The organism is Micromonospora sp. NPDC049529 (genome assembly GCF_055586685.1).
The window spans coordinates 576,680-598,150 of sequence record NZ_JBVJHT010000001.1; the positions used below are offsets into that span (position 1 = coordinate 576,680).

The following is a 21,471-nucleotide window of genomic DNA, read 5'->3' on the forward strand; positions in this document are numbered from 1 at the left end:
TCCCCTCCCCCCCCTCCCCCCACCCCCTCCCCCCCCCCCCCCCCCCCCCCGCCCCACCCCCCCCCCCCCCCCCCCCCCCCCCCCCCCCCCCCCCAACCCCTGTGGCGGCTGGGATCATGGGGTCGCGCGGTGGCCGTAGCATTCGGGGCCGGTTGGTTTCCTCGGCCCCGGAGGAGTCGGTAGATGGCAGGGCAGGACGGCGGCTACGCGCTCGGCGTCGACCTTGGTACGTCGAACACGGTGGCGGTGTTGCGCTGGCCGGACGGGCGTACCCGGCCGTTGCTCTTCGACGGGCAGCCGATCATGCCGTCGGGGGTGTTCCTCGACGGGGCCGGTCTGCTGCACGTGGGGCGGGACGCGCAGCGGCTGGCCCAGGCCGATCCGGGGCGCTACGACCCGAACCCGAAGCGGCGCATCGACGAGCCGGGTGTGCTGCTCGGTGATGCCGAGGTGGCGACCGTGGACCTGCTGGCCGGGTTGTTGCGGGCGGTGGCGCAGGCGGCGGTCGAGGCAGTCGGCTTCCTGCCACCGGCGGCGCTGACGTACCCGGCGAGTTGGGGTGCGCGGCGCCGGGGTGCGCTGGCCACGGCGGTGGCTCGGGCCGGGTGGCCCCCGGTCGGAGCGGTCGACGGTACGGCCGGCGGCGGGACGGTGCTGGTGGCGGAACCGGTGGCGGCGGCACGGTACTTCGCGGAGGTGTTGCGGCGCCCGGTGCCGGTGGGCGCGGCGATCGGCGTCTTCGACTTCGGCGGCGGGACGCTCGACGTCGCGGTCGTACGCAACGAGGGGCCCGACCGGAGTGGACGGTCCCGGTTCGCCGTGATCGGCTCGGGTGGGTTGCCGGAGCTGGGTGGGCTCGATCTGGACGCGGTGCTGGTGGATCATCTCGGACGGCTCGTCGCCGCCGGGCAGCCGGAGCTGTGGCGGCAGCTCTCCCACCCGGAGAACACCAGTGGGTGGCGTAACCGGCGACAGTTCTGGGACGACGTACGCGGCGCCAAGGAGATGCTCTCCCGTACGACGGTCGCGCCGATCGCGGTGCCGGGCCTGGAACAGGCGGTGCACCTGACCCGGGACGAGTTCGAACGGCTGGCCACTCCGCTGCTGCGACGCGCCGTCTTCGAGGCGTCCTCGGTGATCGCCCACTGTGGACTGAGGCCGGATCAGCTCGCCGGGTTGTTCCTGGTCGGTGGGTCGTCCCGGGTGCCGCTGGTGGCCCGCCTGCTGCACGCCGAGCTGGGTGTGGCGCCGACCGTGCTGGAGCAGCCGGAGCTGCCGGTGGCCGAGGGGGCCTTGGCCGAGCTGGCGATTCAACCTTCGGCTTCGGCGACTGCCCAAACGGTGGTGGGGGCGGCGGATGTCACGGTGGTGGGGGCGGCGGTTCCGGTTTCCGGGGCGGCGGTTTCCGGTGGGCCGGCGGCGGGGGCGGGTGGTTCGGCGTACGCGGGGGGTGTGGGTCGGGCGGGTGGTCGGCGGCGGCGGGCGGTCCTGGTCGGTGCGGGCGCCGTGCTCGCGCTGGCGGGGGTGGTGACGGCGGCGGTTGTCTACCTCAACCGGGACGGGTACTCGGACATCGCGTTCGACAACTTCCGCGATGTCGGTGCGGGGATTCCGCTGGGCGCGGAGCGGCCGTACTACAGCTGGACCGGGCTGACCGGGGACCGGGCCTACGTCGCCTACCAGCGGGAGGACAAGCGGCTGGAGGTGATCGCCGCGAAGGCCAGCACCGCCAGCCGGGAGTGGCAGGTCACGACGGAGGTGGCCGCCGACCGGTGGGACCGCGTCACCGCCCTGCCGCGCGGGTTGGTGCTGCTCACCGACGAGGTGACCGCGTCCGACTCGCGGGAGCTGGTGGTGCTGGACCCGGCCGACGGGGACGAGATGTGGCGGCGCACCATCCACGGCGACGACTCGGTGCTGTACTTCGACCGGACGCTGGTGCTGGTGGACCGGGTCGAGAAGAAGGTGGTCGGGCTCGACCTGGGCAACGGCAAGCAGCGCTGGGACGAGCCCAGCCCGCAGGACACGTACGGCAACGCGCCGACCTCGGTCTACCCGGTGACCGTGCCCGAGGACCTGGGCCGGGCGGCGAACGTGGAGGGTAGGCAGGCCCCCGTCGGTGGGACGAAGCCCCGGATCGTGCAGATCGGTGCGAACCGCTCGGCGCGGGTGATCGACGTGAACAGCGGCGAGGTGCTCAGGTCGAAGGACGGGGTGGCCGACTACACCGACCTGGTGGCGGCCCACGACGGTCGGCTGTACGTCACGCCCAAGGAGAGCGGTTACCGGGTGATGATGTACGACCTGGAGCGGATGGGGGAGCCGACGGCCCTGCACACGGCCGCCGAGCGGCACTATCCGGACCGGTTGGTGGCCTGCGGTGGGGACCGGGTGTGCCTGCTGGACCGGGCGAACTTCGACATCGAGACGACCGAACTGGTGTCGATCGGGTCGAAGGAGAGCGACGGGGCGCAGGGTGAGGACATCTGGCGCAGGCCCGTACCGAAGGCGGAGACGTTGGTGGCGGTGGGCGAGCATGTGCTGGTCCGGGGCGGCTCGCCGGAGGTCAGCACCCTGTTCCGCCCGGACGGCAGCCAGGCGCTGGGCCGGGAGGGGGTCGGGGTGCGGCTCGACGGCGGCAACCTGCTGCTCTTCGCCGACGACCTCTCCACCGCGACGGTCGACGTCAGCGTCGCCGGCGTACGGGTCAGCTCGGCGACCCCGGTCGAGCTGGGCGAGCTGCGGGACGTACGGCCGTCGGCCTGCTCCTGGAACAGCTCGGTGATCGTCTGTCCGGGGGAGACGGCACTGCTCTTCCGGACCTTCGTGCAGGGTTGATCGACCGGGCTCAGCGGCCGGTGGAACCGGTCCGCTCGATCCGGCGTACGGTCGCGTGCAGGGCGAGCAGGGTGTAGCCGGCCAGGATCGGCGTGATCAGGGGCAGGACCAGCCCACAGAGTACGGCCACCAGCGCCAGCACCCCGGCCAGCGCGAGCGGTACGACCGGCCGGGCGACGGCGATCCGCCCGGCCTGCCGGACGGCGTCGCGCCAGCCCGTCCCGCCGAGCCGACCGAGTTGGACCACGGTCAGTCCGGCGAGACCGGCCACCGCCCCGGCCAGCACGGCGGTGATGACGATCAGGGCCGGGCCACCGGGCACGACGCCCCGGCCGAGGGCGAGCAGGTTGACCGTGAACAGGGCGGCGGCGGCACCGGCGATCACGGTGGCGGCGGCACCGGGCAGCAGACCACGGACGAAGCCGCGCAGCAGCGTACGGAATCCGGGCCAGCTGTCCTGTTCGCTCCAGTGGTGAACGGCCGCGCTGGCGGTGGCGACCGCGGCACCCGCGGTCAGCACCGGCAGCGAGGCCACCGTGGTGAGGATGCCGACCAGGGCCAGGTCGCTGGCGTTGCGCAGGGTGTCGCGCCAGTCCGGACGCCGGGCCACCGACCCGCCCGGTTCCTCCGGCCACCCCGCTCCACCCCGAGCCACCTGCGCCACCACCATCACTCCATCCAGGTCTTCTGCCCGACCGCGACGAGGTACCTTGCCCACCGACTACCGGCACCGCTCCGTCGGACCACCGATCGGCCCCGCCGTGACCCTCCGATTCACCCCTTCAGGCCGCTGGTGTTGAGGCCCTCTACCAGCATGCGCTGGAAGGCCACGAAGAAGAGGAACACCGGAAGCAGGGAGAGTACGGACATGGCGAACATCGGGCCGACCGCGCTCTGGCTGGTCGAGTCGATGAACAGGGTGAGCGCCACCGGCACGGTGTAGTCGTCCAGGTCGGAGAGGTAGACCAGTTGCCGGAAGAAGTCGTTCCAGGTCCAGATGAACGAGAAGATCGCGGTGGTGACCAGGGCCGGTCGGCTCAGCGGCAGGATGACGTGCCGGAAGATGCCGAACGGGCTGGCCCCGTCGATCTTCGCCGCCTCGTCCAACTCGCGGGGGATGCCCCGGATGAACTGGACCATCAGGAAGACGAAGAACGCCTCGGTGGCCAGGAACTGCGGCACCACCAGTGGCAGGTACGGCCACGGCCCGCCGACCATGTCGAAGGTCCGGAACAGGATGTACTGCGGCACGATCAGCACGTGGCCGGGGAGGAGCAGGGTCCCGATCATGATGGCGAACCAGAAGCCGCGCAGCCGGAAGCGCAGCCGGGCGAAGGCGTACGCGGCGAGCAGGCAGGAGATCGCGTTGCCGAGCACGGTGAGCAGGCTGACCATGGCGCTGTTGAGGAAGAAGCGGCCGAAGCTGACGTCGAAGTTGCTCCAGCCGTCGGGGTAGTTGCCCGGGGTGAACTCCCGGGGCAGCAGCCCGATGTTGTTGACGATCTCCTGGGGCGACTTGACCGACGTACCGATCATCCAGAACAGCGGGTAGAGCACGACCGCGAGGATCGCGACCAGGATGAGCAGCCGGCCGAGGTGGCGGCCGGTGCCGCTGCGGCGCCGCGCGACCGCCGGGGTGGGGGTCATGGTCTCGGTGACCATCAGCGGTCCTCCCCGTCGGAGTAGTGGACCCAGAACCGGCCCGTGCTGAACAGCACGACGGTGATGACGGCGATGGCGAGCAGGAAGACCCAGGCCATCGCCGAGGCGTAGCCCATCTCCAGGTCGACGAAGCCCTTGATGTAGAGGTTCAGGGTGTACATCAGGGTGGAGTCGACCGGCCCGCCGGTGCCGTTGCTGAGCACGAACGCCGAGGTGAAGCCCTGGAATCCGTTGATCGTCTCCAGCACCAGGTTGAAGAAGATGACCGGTGAGAGCATCGGCAGGGTGACGCTGAGGAACTGCCGGATCTTGCCGGCCCCGTCCACCGAGGCGGCCTCGTACAGCTCGGTCGGCACCTGCTTGAGCCCGGCCAGGAAGATCACCATCGGTGCGCCGAACTGCCAGATGGCCAGCACCATCAGGGTTTCCAGGGCCCAGTCCGGGTCGTTGACCCAGGGCTTGCCCTCGATGCCGAAGAGGCTGAGGAACGAGTTGAACGCGCCGTCCCGGTTGAACATGCTGACCCAGACGATCGCCAGCGCCACGCTGCCGCCGAGCAGTGAGGGCAGGTAGAACAGACCCCGGAACAGCCCGACGCCGCGCCAGGCACGGTTGAGCAGCAGCGCGACGCCGAGGGCGGCGGCCAGCTTCAGCGGTACGGCGATCAACGCGAACGAGAGCGTCACCTCGACCGCGTGCCAGTACGACGCGTCGCTGGTGAACATCCGTTCGTAGTTGGCCAGCCCCACCCATTCGATCTCGGACCAGGGGGTGAGGATGTCGTAGTTGGTGAAGCTCAGGTAGAGCGACAGAAGCATGGGGACCGCCGTGATGGCCATCAGGCCGATCAGCCACGGCGACAGGAAAACGTACCCGGCCAGACTCTCGCGCTGCCAGATCCGTCCGGACCCGCGCTGGGCGGCGGGGGTCCGGACGGGGCCGGTGGTGCGCGGAGTCGAGCTGGGCGCCGTGGTCAGCGCCACGAGCCGGCTCCTCTCGGAAATGTCGGGCCGATCGTCAGGCGATCGCGGTCTTGCAGAGCTCCAGGAACGCGCCAGCCGACTGGGACGGTGACTGGCGGCCGTACTGGACCTCTTCGGCTGCCTTGATCAGCTCGGCCCGGATCTTGCTGTGCCCCTTGAGCGGCACCTGCGGGGACTTGCCGAACTTGGTCGCCAGCTCGGTCTCCACGTCGATGGAGAGCTTCATCGCCGGGTCGGTGACTCCCTCGCTGACCGCCTTGCGTACGTCCAGGTTGGACGGCAGTCCTCGGTCGGTGCCGAGGATCTTGCCCGCCTCCGGGTCGTTGACCAGGAAGTTCAGTACGTCGACCGCGACGTCCCTGTGCTCGCTGCTGCGCGACACCGAGTAGTAGAGCGAGGCCCGCGCCCACTGCGCGCTCGGGTCACCGGGGTAGGCGACCACGCCCAACTCGTCCTTGGTGGCCTTCTTCAGCTCGGGCAGCTGGTTCGCCCAGACGAACGAGGTCGCGGCCTTGCCGGTGACCACCAGCTGCTTGGTGATGTCGGTGGCGTTGCCCTCGTGGATCACGTCGGCGGTCGGGGTGGCACCACGGTCGCGGGCGCCCTTCCACAGGTCGAACCACTGGGTGACGTCGCCGGCGGTGAAGCCGAGTTCCTTGCCCTGGTACAGGTCCTTGCCCTGCTGGCGCAGCCAGACCCAGAACGCCTTGTAGTCGGCGCTCGGGTCCATCGTGCCGGGGACCTTGGTGGTCCTGGAGACGTTCTCCGCCCAGGTGATGAAGTCCGCCCAGCTCATGCCGGTGGTCGGCTCGGGCAGGTTGTGCTTCTGCAACAGGGTCTTGTTGTAGACCAGCCCCTGGGTGTTCTCACCACCGGCGATGCCGGCCAGCTTGCCGTCGACGACGCCGTACTGCCAGAGGCTTTCTGGGAGCTTGGTGACGTCGAGCTTCTTGTCGTCCTTGTACTTGGTCAGGTCCAGGGTGACGTTGCGCGAGGCGTACTCGGTGAGGAAGTTGTCGTCGATCTGGAAGATGTCCGGGGCGTCACCGCTGGCGGTGAGGGTGGCGAGTTTGTCGAAGTAGCCCTGGTTGGCCTGCCAGGTCTTCTTGAACGTCACGTTGGGGTGCTTGCTGGTGTAGAGGGCGAGGGCATCCTCGGTGAGCTTGGCCCGCGCCTCACCGCCCCACCAGAAGACCGACAACTCGACCGGGGCGTCCGGGGCGGCAGGACCCGCTTCCTCATCGTCGCCGCAGGCGGCGGCGCCGAGCAGGAGCGGTAGGGCGACGGCGGCGGCCACCAGACGGTGGACCAGACCGCGACGGGAAATCGAGGTACGGTGATCATGCGCGGCACGTTCGTCCGCCATCGGGGGTGTTGCGGGGTGCATGTGCGCTCACTCCTTGGCGTTAGGAGGCGACAGCTTCGGGGTTGACCGCGGCCGCGTTGCCCGGGTCCGCAGGGCTGTGCGGACCCGGGTCAGCGGTTGTGGTGGTGGCCGCGGGGCTGGTCCGGCCGGGAACGGCCGGTGGGCGGGGCCCCGTCGAGTCGCGGATGACCAATTCGGTCTGGAGCATTACCTGTGCGGTGGTACGACGGTCGTCTGCCGCGACGGTCCTGTTCCCACCCCGGTTGCGGTGGGCGGCCGCACTGTCGTGTTGGAGCAGCATGTCGACGGCCGTCCGGCCGGCGGCCGCGGTTGGTGTGGCCACCGTCGTCAATTTCGGCCGGACCAGTCGGCTCAGGGCGATGTCGTCGATGCCGACGACGCTGACCTCCTGGGGCACCCGAATGCCGAGCGAGTCGAGCCCTTCGATCAGGCCGATCGCCATCAGGTCGTTGTAGGCGAGGACGGCGGTGACGCCCGCCCGGCGGACCTGTTCCGCCATGGCGATGCCGCCGCCCTCGGTGGGCGGGTTGGGTCCGAGTACGGTCAGCGCCGCGTCGGCGGAACGGGCGGCGGCGGTGGCCGCCCGGCGGATCTCGCGGCTGGTCCAGGATCCGCGCGGGCCGCCGAGCAGGGCGAGCTCGTGGTGCCCGAGTCCGGTCAGGTGCTCGATCGCCAGCCGGGCTCCCTGGCCGACGTCCATCACCACCGCCGGTAGTCCGGTCACCTGGCGGTTGATGACCACCAGCGGCACCTCGCGGCTGAGCTGTTCGATCAGGCTGTTGCTCATCCGGGGGCTGCACAGCAGGATGCCGTCGACCTGTTTGGCCAGTGCGTGGACCAGGTCCTCTTCGGCGGTCGGGTCTTCGTTCGTGTCGGCCACGAAGATGTGGTAGTCGCGGTGCCGGGCCTGGCTCTCGGCCGCCTTGATCAGTGGCGGGAAGAACGGGTTCGCGATGTCGGCGACGATCAGGCCGATGTTGTGCGTACGCCCGGTGATCAGCGCACGGGCGGCGCGGTTGGGTCGGTAGCCGAGGTGCTCGGCGCAGGCCAGTACCCGGAGACGAGTCTCCGGGTTGACCAGGTGCGGGGCGGAGAACGTGCGGGACACGGTGGAGATGTGCACGCCGGAGGCACGTGCGACGTCTCGGATGGTGGCTGGCACGCGGGTCCCTTCGCTCTCCACGCCGGCCGGGGTGCGGTGGCCGACGGTTGTGCTCGTCATCACATTGGGTGTCGCCAATTAATGCAAACGGTTGCTCAGGTGTCAACGGGTCCTGGTTACGGGTTTGTTGCGGCGGGCGGCCTTCGATGCCGTCATACCTTCGCAAATATGGAGAAAATACGCCGGTTTCTCGTCGATCGTTGACGGCGGATGTCTTCACATGGTTACTTCGGCTGCAAACCTTTGCAGTCACATCGAGGCCGCACACCGGTCTTCGCAGTCACACGGAGGCGAGCGGGATGCCCACAGAACCCGGAAAGCGACTTCGCTACGCGGTCGTCGGCACCGGCGCGCGAGCCGAGATGTTCGTCCGCGCGCTCGTACTCGACCACCCCGCCACCGCCGAGCTGGTCGCGTTCGCCGACGTCAACCAGGCCCGGATGGACGCGCACAACGAGTGGCTGGAGGAACTCGGCTTCGACTCGGTGCCGACCTACCCGGCCGTCGACTACACCACGATGCTGGAGAAGGAACGGGTAGACGTGGTCCTGGTGACCACCGTCGACCGGGTCCACGACGAGTACATCGTGGCCGCGCTCCGGTCCGGTCGCGACGTCATCACCGAGAAGCCGATGACCATCGACGTGTCACGCTGCCAGCGGATACTCGACACGGTGGCGGAGACCGGCCGAAAGGTTTCGGTGGCGTTCAACTACCGCTACAACCCGTTGCACGAGAAGGTCCGCGAGGTGCTCGCCGCCGGTGAGATCGGCGAGATCGGCTCGGTCCACTTCGAGTGGCTGCTCGACGTCCGCCACGGCGCCGACTACTTCCGGCGCTGGCACCGGGAGAAGGCCAACTCCGGCGGCCTGATGGTGCACAAGGCCAGCCACCACTTCGACCTGGTCAACTGGTGGCTCGACGCGGTACCGGAGGAGGTCTACGCCTCCGGCCGGCTCTTCTTCTACGGCGAGACCGGCCGGCGCCACGGCTACGCCCGCGACTACGAGCGGGCGCACGGCTCCCCGGCCGCCGCCGGTGACCCGTTCGCCCTGCACCTGGCCAGTCACCCCCGGCTGCGGGCGCTCTACCTGGACGCCGAGGCCGAGGACGGCTACCACCGCGACCAGAACGTCTTCGCCCCCGGCGTCACCATCGAGGACGACATGTCGGTGCTGGCGAAATACTCCAACGGCGCCACCATGACCTACCACCTGACCGCGTACGCGCCGTGGGAGGGCTACCGGGTGATGGTCAACGGCAGCAAGGGGCGGCTCGAACTGGAGGTCGTCGAGAGCGACTTCGTCAGCCCGTACGCGGCCGGCGAACTCAAGGGCGCCGCGCTGCACGGCGTACAGGCCGCGATCGAGGAGGGCTGGGCGAAACTGACCGTCCGGCCGTTCTGGGAGCAGGCCCGGCAGGTGCCGGTGTCCGGCTACACCCGTACCGGTCACGGCGGTGCCGACGTACGGATGACCGGGGTGCTCTTCGGTGGGCACCCCGACCCGATGGACCGCGGTGCCACCGCCCGCGACGGCGCGCTCGCGCTGCTCACCGGCCTGGCGGCGAACCGCTCCTTCGAGACCGGCCAGCCGGTCCGCGTTGCCGACCTGCTCACCGTTGCCTGACCAAGAGGAGCCAGCTTCCGTGCCGCCACTACCAGGAGCCGACCTGCTCCTTCCGTCCGAACCCGGCCAACGGGCGATCGCGCGGGAGCTGTACGCGTTGGCGAAGGACCAGCCGCTGATCTCCCCGCACGGGCACGTCGACCCGGCCATCCTGGCCGAGGACGCGCCGTTCCCCGATCCGGCGCGGCTGATCATCGTTCCCGACCACTACCTGACCCGGATGCTGCTCAGCCAGGGCATCCCCCCGGCCGACCTGGGCGTACCCACGGTCGACGGGGCGCCGGTGGAAACCGACGGCCGGACCATCTGGCGTCGGTTCGCCGCGCACTGGCACCTCTACCGGGGCACCCCGTCGCGGCTCTGGCTGGAACAGACCTTCCGCCAGGTCTTCGGGGTGACCACCGCGTTCGGCCCGGCCACCGCCGACGAGATCTACGACGAGATCGCGGCAAGGCTGACCGAGCCGGCGTTCCGGCCCCGGGCGCTGTTCGAGCGGTTCAACATCGAGACCCTGGCCACCACCGAGTCGCCCCTTGACGACCTCGGCCGGCACGCCAAGCTGGCGGCGGACGGCTGGGGCGGACCCGGTGGTCGGGTGATCACCACGTTCCGCCCGGACAACGTGGTCGACATGGAGTTCGACGGCTGGGCCGAGAACGTCGAACGGCTCGGCGAGATCGCCGGCACGGACACCGGCACGTACGCCGGCTACCTCGAAGCCCTGCGGGTACGCCGGCAGGCGTTCATCGCCGCCGGAGCCACCTCCACCGACCACGGCCACCCGACCGCGCTGACCCTGCGGCTGAGCGCGGCCGAGGCGGCGACCCTGTTCGAGCGCGGTCGCGCCGGCACCGCCACACCCGAGGACGCCGAGGCGTTCCGGGCGCACATGCTGGTCGAGTTCGCCGCCATGTCGATCGAGGACGGGTTGGTGATGCAACTGCACCCCGGCGCCGTACGCAACCACAACCGCTGGCTGTACGACCGGCACGGGCGCGACGTCGGCGGCGACATCCCGCAGGCCACCGAGTACCTGCACGCGCTCACCCCGCTGCTCGACGCGTACGGCAACGACCCCCGGCTGCGGGTGGTCGTCTACACCCTGGACGAGTACACCTTCACCCGCGAGCTGGCCCCGCTGGCCGGCGGTTACGCCGCGCTCTACCTGGGTGCGCCGTGGTGGTTCCTGGACTCGCCGGAGGTGCTGCGCCGGTTCCGGGAGGCGGTCACGGAGAGCGCCGGTTTCTACAACACCGCCGGATTCGTCGACGACACCCGGGCGTTCTGCTCGATCCCGGTACGCCACGACGTGTCCCGCCGGATCGACGCCGGCTTCCTGGCCCGGCTGGTCGCCGAGGAGCGGCTGCCGCTGGACGAGGCCGCCGAGACCATCGTCGACCTGGCGTACCACCTGCCCAAGCGGGTCTTCAAGATCGGGGAGAAGCAACGATGACGGTGACCATCACCGCCGCCGAGGTGCACGACGTACGGTTTCCGACCGCGGCGGCCGGCGACGGCTCCGACGCGATCAACCGGGGCGACTACTCGGCCAGTTACGTGCAGCTGCGCACCGACGACCCGGGCGGGGTCTTCGGCGCCGGTTTCACCTTCACCAACGGCCGGGGCAACGAGCTGACCTGCGGTGCCATCCGAGCGCTGGCCCACCACGTGGTCGGCCGCACGGTGGAGGAGATCAACGCCTCACCGGTCGGATTCTGGCGCTCGCTCAGCGCGGACGTGCAGTTGCGCTGGCTCGGCCCGGAGAAGGGCGTCATCCACATGGCGACCGGCGCCCTGGTCAACGCCGTCTGGGATCTGCGGGCCAAGCTCGCCGGCAAGCCGATGTGGCGGCTGCTGGCCGAGCTGCCGACCGAGGAACTCGTCGCCAGCGTCGACTTCCACCACATCAGCGACGCCATCACCCCGGCCGAGGCCACCGCCATCCTCGACAACGGACTCGTCGGGCTGAAGGATCGGCTGGCCGAGCTGGAGGAGAGCGGCTTCCCGTCGTACACGACGTCGGTGGGGTGGCTCGGTTACCCGGACGAGAAGGTGCGGGCGCTGACCCGGGCGGCGTACGCCGACGGGTGGCGGGCGATGAAGATGAAGGTCGGCGGGCCGATCGACGACGACGTACGCCGGGCCCGGATCATCCGGGAGGAGATCGGCCCGGACGCGCTGCTGATGATGGACGCCAACCAGGTCTGGGACGTAGACGAGGCGATCGCCAACATGGAACGGCTGGCCGAGGTGGAGCCGTACTGGATCGAGGAGCCGACGCACGCGGACGACGTACTCGGGCACGCCCGGATCGCCCGCGCGGTCGCGCCGATCCGGGTGGCCACCGGCGAGGTCGCGGCGAACCGGGTCATCTTCAAGCAGCTGCTCCAGGCCGAGGCGATCCGGGTGTGCCAGATCGACGCCTGCCGGATCGGCGGGGTCAACGAGGTGCTGTCGGTGATCCTGATGGCGGCCAGGTTCGGGGTGCCGATCTGCCCGCACGCCGGTGGTGTCGGCCTCTGCGAGTACGTCCAACACCTGGCGATCTTCGACTACCTGCGGGTCGGCACCTCGCTCGACGGCCGCATGGTCGAGTACGTCGACCACCTGCACGAGCACTTCGAGGACCCGGTACGCACCCGCGAGGGCCGGTACCTGCTGCCCGAGCTGCCCGGTTACAGCGCCACCATCAAACCCGACTCGATCGCCGAGTTCAGCTTCCCGGACGGCCCGGCATGGCGGTGACCGTCGGCGCGTCGCCGCTGGGGCTCGGTGTCCTGCGCCGGCTGCCGGAATCGTCGCGCCCGCTGGTCCGGCCCGGCACCGTACCGGCCGGGATCGTGCACCTGGGCCTCGGCGCCTTCCACCGGGCCCACCAGGCGGTCTACACCGAGCAGGCGGTCGCGCGGGCCGGTGGTGACTGGGGCATCGTCGGGGTGGCGCCGCGCAGCACCGAGGTGGTCGACCGACTCGCCGCGCAGGACTGCCTGTTCAGCGTCACCACGCTCTCCGGCGCCGGCAGCGAGACCCAGGTGATCGGGGCGCTCGCGAGCGTACGACACGCGGCCAGCGACCCGGCGGCGATCGTGGCCCTGCTGGCCGACCCGGCGATCCGGGTGGTGACGTTGACGGTGACCGAGAAGGCGTACCAGCTGGATCCGGCCACCGGCACGTTGCTGCCGGATGCCGAGGTGACGGCTGACCTGACCACCGACCGGGCCCCGCGTACGGTGCCCGGCCTGCTGGTCCGGGGGCTGCTTGCCCGAGCCGTCGCCGAAGCGGGCCCGCTGGCCCTGGTGAGCTGCGACAACCTGCCGTCGAACGGCAAACGGCTGCACAGCCTGGTCGGCCAGGCGCTGGCGTTGGCCGGGACCGCCGGTGGGCGCAACGGGGCGAACGGGGCGCGGGCCGAGCGGATCGCCGACTGGCTGCGGACGAACGTGACGTATCCGGGGACCATGGTGGACCGGATCGTGCCGGCGAGCACCCCGTCGACGCTGGCCGCAGCGCAGGCGGCGCTGGGCTTCACCGACCTGGCCGCGGTGGCGGCGGAGCCGTACCGGCAGTGGGTGATCGAGGACGAGTTCCCCGGTGGACGACCGGCCTGGGAGCGGGCGGGGGCGGTGCTGACCGACGACGCCGGTCCGTGGGAGCGGTTGAAGCTGCGGGCGCTCAACGGGGTGCATTCGGCGATCGCGTACCTGGGTGCGCTCGCCGGGCGGGAGACGATCGCGGACGCGCTGGAGATCCCGGGTCTGGGCGAGGTGCTGCACCGGCTGATCGCGCAGGACGTGGCCCGCAGTTTCAGCCCGCCGGACGGCGTCTCCGTGGTCGAGTACGGCGACCAGGTGCTGAACCGGTTCGCCAATCCGGTGATCCGGCACCGGACCATCCAGGTGGCGATGGACGGTTCGCAGAAGCTGCCGCAGCGGGTGCTGCACACCATGGTCGACCTGCGGGCCGCCGGGCACTCGCCCCGGTACGCGGCCCTGGTGGTCGCCGCCTGGATGCGGTTCGTCCAGGGCCGCGCCGACGACGGCACCCCGCTGCCGTTGGACGACCCGCTCGCCGACCGGATCCGGGCGGCGCTCGCCGCCGGCCGGGGCACCCCGGCCGGGGTGGTCGAGGCGCTGTTCGGGTTGACCGAGGTCTTCCCGGCCGCACTCGCCGCCGACGAGGAGGTCCGTGAACTGGTGCTGGAGTGGTTGACAGCGCTCGACCGGCACGGGGTCGAGGCGACCCTGGCGGGTGCGACGTGACCGGGGTCGCGAACGGGCGGGACCGGACGGGTTCCGGGCCGCCCCGGGTGGCGTTGATCGGTGCCAGCGGCCACGGCCGGTGGCACCGGCAGGTCATCGCCGAGTTGGGCGCCGCCGGTCGGCTGGAGCTGGTTGCCCTGGTCGACGTACGTCCGGTGGAGCCGATGCCGGACGCGGAGGGCGCCGGGACAGCGGAGGTCTTCACCGACCACCGGGACATGCTTCGGGCCGTCCGCCCGGATGTGGTGATCGTCTGTACGCCGCCGCACACGCACCTGCCGATCGCCCTGGACGTGCTCGCGGCCGGGGCCGATCTGCTGTTGGAGAAGCCACCGGTGCTGAGCCTGGCCGAGCACCGGACGCTGGCACGGGCGGCGCGGGGCAGGGCGGTCCAGGTCGGTTTCCAGGCGCTCGGCTCGGCGGCCCTGGTGGAACTGTTCGCCGCCGTCGCCGCCGGTCGCCTCGGTACGGTCACCGGCATCTCCACGGTCGCCTCCTGGCAGCGCACCGACGCCTACTACGCCCGCTCCCCGTGGGCCGGTCGGCGCAGCCTCGACGGGCACCCGGTGCTCGACGGCGCGCTGGTCAACCCGCTGGCACACGCGGTCATGCAGTGCCTCGCGGTCGCCGCCGCCGTCCCAGCGGACCTGGTCGCGGCAGCGGCCGAACCGGCTGCGGAGGCGGTCCGGCCAGCTGCGGTGTCGGTCGGGCCGGAGGAACGGGCGGCGGAGCCGGTGCTGGTCGAGTTGGAGCGGTACCGGACCCGGCCGATCGAGGTGGACGACACCGCATCGTTGCGGGTGACGCTGCGTGGCGGGCTGCGGGTGGTGGCGGCGGTGACCCTGGCCGGGGAGGAGTTCATCCCGGGCGAGGTGATCGTGCACGGTACGGCGGGTCGGGCGGTGCTGGAGTATCCGACCGACCGGCTGCTGCTGCCGGGGGACCCGGAGCCGCGCGAGGTCCCCGGTCGGGTGGGGCTGCTGGCGAACCTGCTGGAGCACCGGGCCGACCCGGACGGGGTGCCGTTGCTGGTGCCGTTGGACCGGACGGCGGGTTTCACCACCCTGATCGAGGCGATCCACGCGGCTCCCGAGCCGACCCTGCTCGGCGGCGACACCGTGCTCGGTAGGGGTGAGCCGCCGGACCGGGCGTGGTCGATCCGGGGGGTGAACGGCGTACTGCGGCAGGCTGCCGAGTCCGGCGCGCTGCTGTTCGAGTTGGGTGTGCCGTGGGCGGTGCAGCCGTACCGGGTGACGCTGGGCGAGGAGACTGGCAATGGCTGAGCGGCGTACGGAAAACCGGCTGCAAACTATGGGAACAGCCGTGCGGTAGGAATCGGACCGAATACCCACTTCTCGGCCGGCGGGCGGCCGAGGCAATTAATATTGCCCGCATTCTCTGCAACATAACTGCACACGCAGCGCATTGACTCTCATGACTGCGAATCCTTACCGTCTGTTTGTGGACAGGTTTCGTACACGTTACGGAACCGCGAATCGACAGGCAGACGCGGAGAGTGCAGATGCGACTGATCAGGTTGACCGCCGTACTGGTGGGGATCTCGCTGGCGGTAGTGCCGGGAACGGCCGTAACCGCTGGTGGATCCGATGACCGACTGTCCTGGGGAGCCCGTCTGCTGGGCCGGCAGGCAGTGCCGGCGAATGACGGCTGGGCCGCCGCCGGACCTGGTACCACCGGCGGTTCGGCCGCCGCAGAAGACCAGATCCACGTGGTCGACAGCCGTACCGAACTGGTCGCCGCGCTCGGCGGTGACAATTCCACCAACCGTACCAACGCCACCCCGAAGATAATCTACGTCCGGGGCACCATCGACGGTTTCGAAGCCGCCGACGGGACCCTGCTGGACTGCACCGACCTGGCCGATCCGGAATACAGCCTGCCCGCCTATCTGGCCGCGTACGACCCGGCGGTGTGGGGGCGGGTGGCGCCCAGCGGACCGCTGGAGGCGGCCCGGGTGCGGTCGGTGGCGAACCAGACCCGGCACACGCAGATCAACGTCGGGCCGAACACCACCATCGTGGGGCTGCGCGGGGCCACGCTGACCGGGCTGACCCTGATGCTCGACGGCGCCGGCAACTCGATCGTCCGCAACCTCACCTTCGACGACGCCCGCGACTGCTTCCCGGCCTGGGCGCCGACCGACGGCGAGAACGGCAACTGGAACTCCCAGTTCGACCTGATCTCGGTACGCCGCAGCGAGAACGTCTGGGTCGACCACAGCACCTTCACCGACGGCGACAACCCGGACTCGGCGCAGCCGGTCTACTTCGGTCGGCCGTACCAGGTGCACGACGGGTCGCTGGACATCACCCACACCGCCAGCCGGGTCACCGTCTCCTACAACCGGTTCACCGACCGCGACAAGGTGATGCTGATCGGCTCGTCGAACACCGTCGGTCCGGACGTCGGCCGGCTGAACGTCACCCTGCACCACAACCTGTTCAGCGGCACCCTCCAGCGCCTGCCGAGGGTGCGGTTCGGCCAGGTCGACCTCTACAACAACCACTACCAGCTCACCGGCGACGACTTCCAGTACGCGCTCGGCGCCGGCGTCCAGTCCGCCCTGTACGCGGAGAACAACTTCTTCGGCCTCTCCGACGGAATCGCGGCGGAGGACCTGCTCTACGACTGGGGCGGCACCGCCGTCACCGAGCGCGGCAGCTGGGTCCGTACCGATGGCGGCTGGCCCCGGCCGACGAGCCTGCTCGACGCGTACAACAGCACCCACGAACCGGACCTGGGCGCGGACTCCGGCTGGACCCCCACCCTGCGCTCCACTCCGCCGCTGCCCGCCGCGCTGGTCCCGCTGGCCGTGACGCTCCTGGCCGGCGCCGACCGACTCCCGGTCTGACCACGAGGGGAAGGGCCCGCTCGTCCCGGTGGGCCCTTCCCCGCCCCCCCGACCCCGCACCACCCAACCCCGTTCCACCACCCACAGGAGGCCCACTGTGAAATCGATCCGGACCCGGGGACGACCGACCTGGCGGCTGCTGGCCGCGACGGTCGCCGCCGGCACCCTCAGCGTCGCCGCGGTCACCTACGGGATGCCGTACGCGTTCGCCGACACGCTGCTGTCGGACACCTTCGAGGACGGCAACTCCAACGGCTGGTCGAAGTCCGGTGGCAGCTGGTCGGTGGTGACCGACGGTTCGTCGGTCTACCGCCAGTCCGGCCAGAGCAGCGACGCCCGGACCCTGGTCGGCCAGCCGAGCTGGACCGACTACGGCGTGCAGGCGCGGGTGAAGCCGACCGGCTACAACGGCGCGAACCGGCACGTCGGGGTGGTCGCCCGCGCGCAGAGCAGCAGCAGCTACTACGCCCTCGTGGTGACCAGCGGCGGCGTGGTGCAGCTGGTGAAGCGGGCCGGTGGCGACCCGGTCGCGCTCGGCACCGGCTCGGCGTCGGTGCCGGTCGGCAGTTGGGCGACCCTGCGGCTGGACGCCGTCGGCAGCTCGCTGCGCGGGTACGTCAACGGCAACCTGGCGGTCGAGGCCACCGACGGCGGCTTCAGCTCCGGCCGGGCGGGGCTCGCCACCTCGTACGCCAGCGCCTCGTTCGACGACGTCGAGGTCGCCACGGTGACCGGGCCCCCGCCGACGACCGGCCCGACCACCGGTCCGACGCTGCCGCCGACCGAGCCGCCGCTGGATCCGGGCGCCCCGCCGATCGGGTTCGCCGGGGTGTTCGCGTTGGGGCAGAACGGCACCACCGGTGGAGCCGGTGGCCCGACGGTGACCGTCGACACCCCGTCCGAGCTGCTGGCCGCGATCGGCCAGTCCGGCCCGCTCAACATCCGGGTCAGCGGCATGATCGCGCTGCCCGGTCCGATGCACGACGTGACCAGCGACAAGACCATCGTCGGGGTCGGCGCCAGCTCCGGGATCACCGGTGGCGGGCTCAACATCGGCCTGCCGTCCAACGACGCCACCAGCCCGCCGGCCAACGCCGTGCACAACGTCATCGTGCGGAACCTGAACTTCCGCAACACAGTCGACGACGCGGTCAACGTGCAGTCGCACTCGCACCACGTCTGGATCGACCACAACGACCTGTCGACCGGCTACGACGGCCTGATCGACATCAAGCGGGGGGCCAGTTACGTCACGGTCTCCTGGAACCACACCCACCACCACACGAAGAACATGCTGCTCGGTCACGACGACAGCAACGCGGCGCAGGACGTCGGTTACCTGAAGGTGACGTACCACAACAACTGGTTCGACCGTACGCCGCAGCGCAATCCGAGGGTCCGGTTCGGTGAGCCGGTGCACGTGTTCAACAACTACTTCGTCTACAACACCGATGTCGGTGTGGCCTGCCAGATGAACTCCGGCTGCGTCGTCGAGGGCAACTACTTCGAGGACGTCGAGGTGCCGTGGTCGATCAGCTACGCCGGATCGCGCGGCCGGCTGGTGGCCCGGAACAACGTGCTCGTCGGCACGAGCGAGCCGGGTGACTCCGGCGGCACGGTGCAGGAGCCGAGCACCTACTACAGCTACACGGTCACCGATCCGTTCAACGTCAAGGCGGTCGTGATGGCCGGCTCCGGCACGGGCAAGATCGGCCTCTGACGGCCGTCGGGAGCGGCCGTCAGACGTACGGCGGCCGTGCCCCACGGTGCGCGCCGGGAGCGGGTACGGGCGAGTCAGCCCGGTTCTCCCGTGCCCCTCCCGGTGTGGCGCCGTTCGATCCGAGTGGGGTGGCACCGCTCTTTCCACGGGGCGAACCCTGCCCACAAAGATCGATACCTATCAATCTATTCGTCTACCAGGGCGGATAGCCACAAGGAGGTTCAGTGGAAACCACCGAAACCCGGCGCAGACATCGCCGAGGTCTCCTGATCGCGATCGGCGCCGCAGTCGCCGCGGTCGCCCTCGCCCTCGGCATGGGCGCCACCGCCTACGCCGCGACGCTCTTCTCCGACGACTTCGAGGACGGCAACTCCACCGGCTGGACGCCCTCGGGCGGAAGCTGGTCGGTCGCCACCGACGGCAGCCGGGTCTACCGGCAGAGCGGCACCAGCAGCGACGCCCGCTCGATCGCCGGTACGGCGAGCTGGACGAACTACTCGGTCCAGGCGACGGTCAAGCCGACCGCGTTCAACGGCTCCAACCGGTTCGTCGCCCTGCTCGCCCGGGTGCAGAGCAGCACCAGCTACTACTACCTGGCCCTGCGCAGCAACAACACGGTCGAACTCAAGCGGCTCTCCGGCGGCTCCTCGACCACCCTGGACACCGGCACCCTCACGGTGACCGTCGGCACCACGTACACGCTGCAACTCGACGTCAACGGCAGCTCGCTGCGGGGCTACGTCAACGGCACCCTGCTCGCCGAGGGCACCGACAGCCAGTACGCCACCGGCCGGATCGGCGTCGCCACGTTCAACGCCTCGGCCAACTTCGACAACGTGGTGGTCTCCGCCGGCGGCGTCGACCCGACCCCGACCCCGACCACGCCGGGACCGACCCCGACCACCCCGACGCCGACGCCGAGCAACCCCGGCAACCCGGGCAGCAACGTCGCCGACGGCTGGGCCTCGGTCGACGCGTGGGGCCAGAACGGCACCACCGGCGGCGCGGGCGGCCCGACCGTCACCGTCACCACCGCCGCCCAGTTCATCGCCGAGGCGGCCTCGGCCGGGCCGAAGATCATCCAGGTCAGTGGCCTGATCGCGCTGCCCGGACCGATGCACGAGGTCAGCTCCGACAAGACCATCGTCGGCCTCGGCGCGAACTCCGGCTTCACCGGCGGCGGGCTCAACATCGGCCTGCCGATCGACAACGCGATCACCGCACCGCCGGCGAACGCGATCCACAACGTCATCGTCCGGAACCTGAACTTCCGGAACTGGGCCGACGACGCGATCAACGTGCAGATGTTCTCGCACCACATCTGGATCGACCACAACACCTGGACCACCGGCGTCGACGGTGGTGTCGACGTCAAGCGCGGCTCGTCCTACGTCACCGTCTCGTACAACCACGCCGACAACACCGACAAGAACATGCTGCTCGGCCACGACGACGGCAACGCCGCCCAGGACGTCGGCCGGTTGAAGGTCAGCTACCACCACAACTTCTTCGACAACACCAACCAGCGCAACCCCCGGGTCCGCTTCGGCGACCAGGTGCACGTCTACAGCAACTACTACCTGAACACCGGCAACTACGGTGTCGCCGCCACCGAGGACTCCGGCGTCATCGTCGAGGGCAACTACTTCGAGAACGTCGACGACCCCTACCACCTGGGTGAAGCCTCGTCCGGGGACGGTCGACTGGTCGCCCGGAACAACTGCTTCGTCAACTCGGGCGAGGGACAGACCGGCGGCAGCGTCACCAACCCGCCGTACCCGTACACCATCGGCACCGCCTGCGACACCAAGGCCGTGGTGACCGCGCAGGCCGGGGTCGGCAAGGTCGGCCTGCCCGGCGGCCCGACCAACCCGCCCGCCACCACGCCGCCGGCGACCACGCCCCCGGCCACCACCCCGCCGGCCACCACGCCCCCGCCGACCGGGCCGCCGCAGACCGGCCTGATCGGCTGGGCCGCGCAGAACGGCGGCACCACCGGCGGTGCCGGCGGCGCGACCGTCACGGTCACCACCGGGCAGGCGCTCGCCGACGCCCTGGAGTCGTCGTCGCCGCTGACCATCCGGGTGCAGGGCTCGCTGAGCATGCCCGACACCATGAACGACGTCCGGTCGAACAAGACCGTGCTCGGCGTCGGCACCAACGCGACCCTGGACAACGGGCTGAACGTCAGCTCCGCGACCAACGTCATCATCCGCAACCTCACCTTCCGGGGCTGGGACGACGACGCGATCAACGTGCAGGGCTCGCGGAACGTCTGGATCGACCACAACACCTTCGACGCCGGCTACGACGGCGCCGTCGACGTGAAGCGGGAGTCCGACTTCGTCACCGTCTCCTGGAACCGGGTCGTCAACCACACCAAGAGCATGCTGCTCGGCCACGACGACGGGCACACCGCCGACATCGGCAAGCTGCGGGTGACGTACCACCACAACTGGTTCGACGGCAGCAAGGAACGGCACCCTCGGGTCCGGTTCGGTGACCCGGTGCACGTGTTCAACAACTACTACGTCGGCGCCGACTACGGCGTCGCGTCCACCATGGGCGCGGGCGTCCTGGTCGAGGGGAACTACTTCGAGAACGTGATCCGGCCGACCGCCGTCGGCTACGCCGAGTCGGACCCGGGTGACCTGGTCCAGCGCAACAACTTCTTCGTCAACTCCGGTGCCCCCGAGAGCGCCGGGGACGTCGTCGCCATCCCGTACTCGTACAGCACGGATCCGGCGGCCAACGTCAAGTCGATCGTCACCGCCGGCGCCGGCGCCGGCCGAATCAACCCCTGACCGTACGGCGGGGGGGGGGGGGGGGGGGGGGGGGGGGGGGGGGGGGCCGCAGGGGGGGGGGGGGGGGGGGGGGGGGGGGAGGCAAGGGGGGGGGGAGGGGGGTAACAGCGGGGGGGGGACGACCCGAGGTTTGGGGGGACGGTGACGGGTGGCGGG

Annotated in this window: 14 protein-coding genes; 9 read left to right on the top strand and 5 right to left on the bottom strand. The window is 70.5% G+C overall.

Going from position 1 to position 21,471, the window contains the following annotated elements; all coding sequences use genetic code 11:
• The first annotated feature begins 183 nt into the window (after positions 1–183).
• Positions 184–2,838: an Hsp70 family protein gene (locus tag ACZ6QQ_RS02700; protein WP_465873729.1), complete on the top strand. Its 2,655-nt coding sequence runs from the start codon at positions 184–186 to the stop codon at positions 2,836–2,838.
• Between the two features lie 10 nt (positions 2,839–2,848).
• Here the strand turns inward: ACZ6QQ_RS02700 and ACZ6QQ_RS02705 are convergent, their stop codons facing one another.
• The 5 genes from ACZ6QQ_RS02705 to ACZ6QQ_RS02725 all read right to left on the bottom strand — a co-directional run bounded on the left by ACZ6QQ_RS02705 (position 2,849) and on the right by ACZ6QQ_RS02725 (position 8,032).
• Positions 2,849–3,502, bottom strand: a complete 654-nt coding sequence (locus ACZ6QQ_RS02705) for a hypothetical protein (RefSeq protein ID WP_465873730.1) — start codon at positions 3,500–3,502, stop codon at positions 2,849–2,851.
• Positions 3,503–3,612: 110 nt separating this feature from the next.
• The gene (locus ACZ6QQ_RS02710) at positions 3,613–4,500 is read right to left on the bottom strand and encodes a carbohydrate ABC transporter permease (protein WP_465873732.1); all 888 of its coding nucleotides are present in this window, start codon (positions 4,498–4,500) and stop codon (positions 3,613–3,615) included.
• On the bottom strand, positions 4,500–5,483 hold the full coding sequence (locus tag ACZ6QQ_RS02715; RefSeq protein ID WP_465873733.1) for a carbohydrate ABC transporter permease: 984 nt from the start codon (positions 5,481–5,483) through the stop codon (positions 4,500–4,502). The genes ACZ6QQ_RS02710 and ACZ6QQ_RS02715 overlap by 1 nt, the downstream gene beginning before the upstream one ends.
• Positions 5,484–5,517: 34 nt before the next feature.
• Entirely contained in the window at positions 5,518–6,870 is a 1,353-nt protein-coding gene (locus ACZ6QQ_RS02720) for an ABC transporter substrate-binding protein (protein ID WP_465873735.1), read from the bottom strand.
• A 19-nt stretch (positions 6,871–6,889) separates the two neighbouring features.
• A complete protein-coding gene (locus tag ACZ6QQ_RS02725; protein ID WP_465873792.1) occupies positions 6,890–8,032 on the bottom strand; it encodes a LacI family DNA-binding transcriptional regulator in 1,143 nt (380 codons plus the stop codon).
• 299 nt (positions 8,033–8,331) lie between these two features.
• Between ACZ6QQ_RS02725 and ACZ6QQ_RS02730 the strand changes: the two genes are divergently transcribed.
• The 8 genes from ACZ6QQ_RS02730 to ACZ6QQ_RS02765 all read left to right on the top strand — a co-directional run bounded on the left by ACZ6QQ_RS02730 (position 8,332) and on the right by ACZ6QQ_RS02765 (position 21,315).
• A complete protein-coding gene (locus tag ACZ6QQ_RS02730; RefSeq protein WP_465873737.1) occupies positions 8,332–9,660 on the top strand; it encodes a Gfo/Idh/MocA family protein in 1,329 nt (442 codons plus the stop codon).
• A 19-nt stretch (positions 9,661–9,679) separates the two neighbouring features.
• A complete protein-coding gene (uxaC, locus tag ACZ6QQ_RS02735) occupies positions 9,680–11,113 on the top strand; it encodes a glucuronate isomerase (RefSeq protein WP_465873739.1) in 1,434 nt (477 codons plus the stop codon).
• Positions 11,110–12,405, top strand: a complete 1,296-nt coding sequence (locus tag ACZ6QQ_RS02740; RefSeq protein ID WP_465873740.1) for an enolase C-terminal domain-like protein — start codon at positions 11,110–11,112, stop codon at positions 12,403–12,405. Before uxaC ends, ACZ6QQ_RS02740 begins: the two co-directional genes overlap by 4 nt.
• Positions 12,396–13,919: a mannitol dehydrogenase family protein gene (locus ACZ6QQ_RS02745; protein ID WP_465873742.1), complete on the top strand. Its 1,524-nt coding sequence runs from the start codon at positions 12,396–12,398 to the stop codon at positions 13,917–13,919. Before ACZ6QQ_RS02740 ends, ACZ6QQ_RS02745 begins: the two co-directional genes overlap by 10 nt.
• Positions 13,916–15,202: a Gfo/Idh/MocA family protein gene (locus tag ACZ6QQ_RS02750; protein WP_465873743.1), complete on the top strand. Its 1,287-nt coding sequence runs from the start codon at positions 13,916–13,918 to the stop codon at positions 15,200–15,202. Before ACZ6QQ_RS02745 ends, ACZ6QQ_RS02750 begins: the two co-directional genes overlap by 4 nt.
• 239 nt (positions 15,203–15,441) lie before the next feature.
• Positions 15,442–16,791 (top strand): pectate lyase family protein, encoded by a 1,350-nt coding sequence (locus ACZ6QQ_RS02755; RefSeq protein WP_465873745.1) that lies wholly within the window; start codon positions 15,442–15,444, stop codon positions 16,789–16,791.
• A 97-nt stretch (positions 16,792–16,888) separates the two neighbouring features.
• The gene (locus ACZ6QQ_RS02760; RefSeq protein WP_465873747.1) at positions 16,889–18,511 is read left to right on the top strand and encodes a pectate lyase family protein; all 1,623 of its coding nucleotides are present in this window, start codon (positions 16,889–16,891) and stop codon (positions 18,509–18,511) included.
• A gap of 224 nt (positions 18,512–18,735) precedes the next feature.
• On the top strand, positions 18,736–21,315 hold the full coding sequence (locus ACZ6QQ_RS02765; protein ID WP_465873749.1) for a pectate lyase family protein: 2,580 nt from the start codon (positions 18,736–18,738) through the stop codon (positions 21,313–21,315).
• Positions 21,316–21,471: the final 156 nt, after the last annotated feature.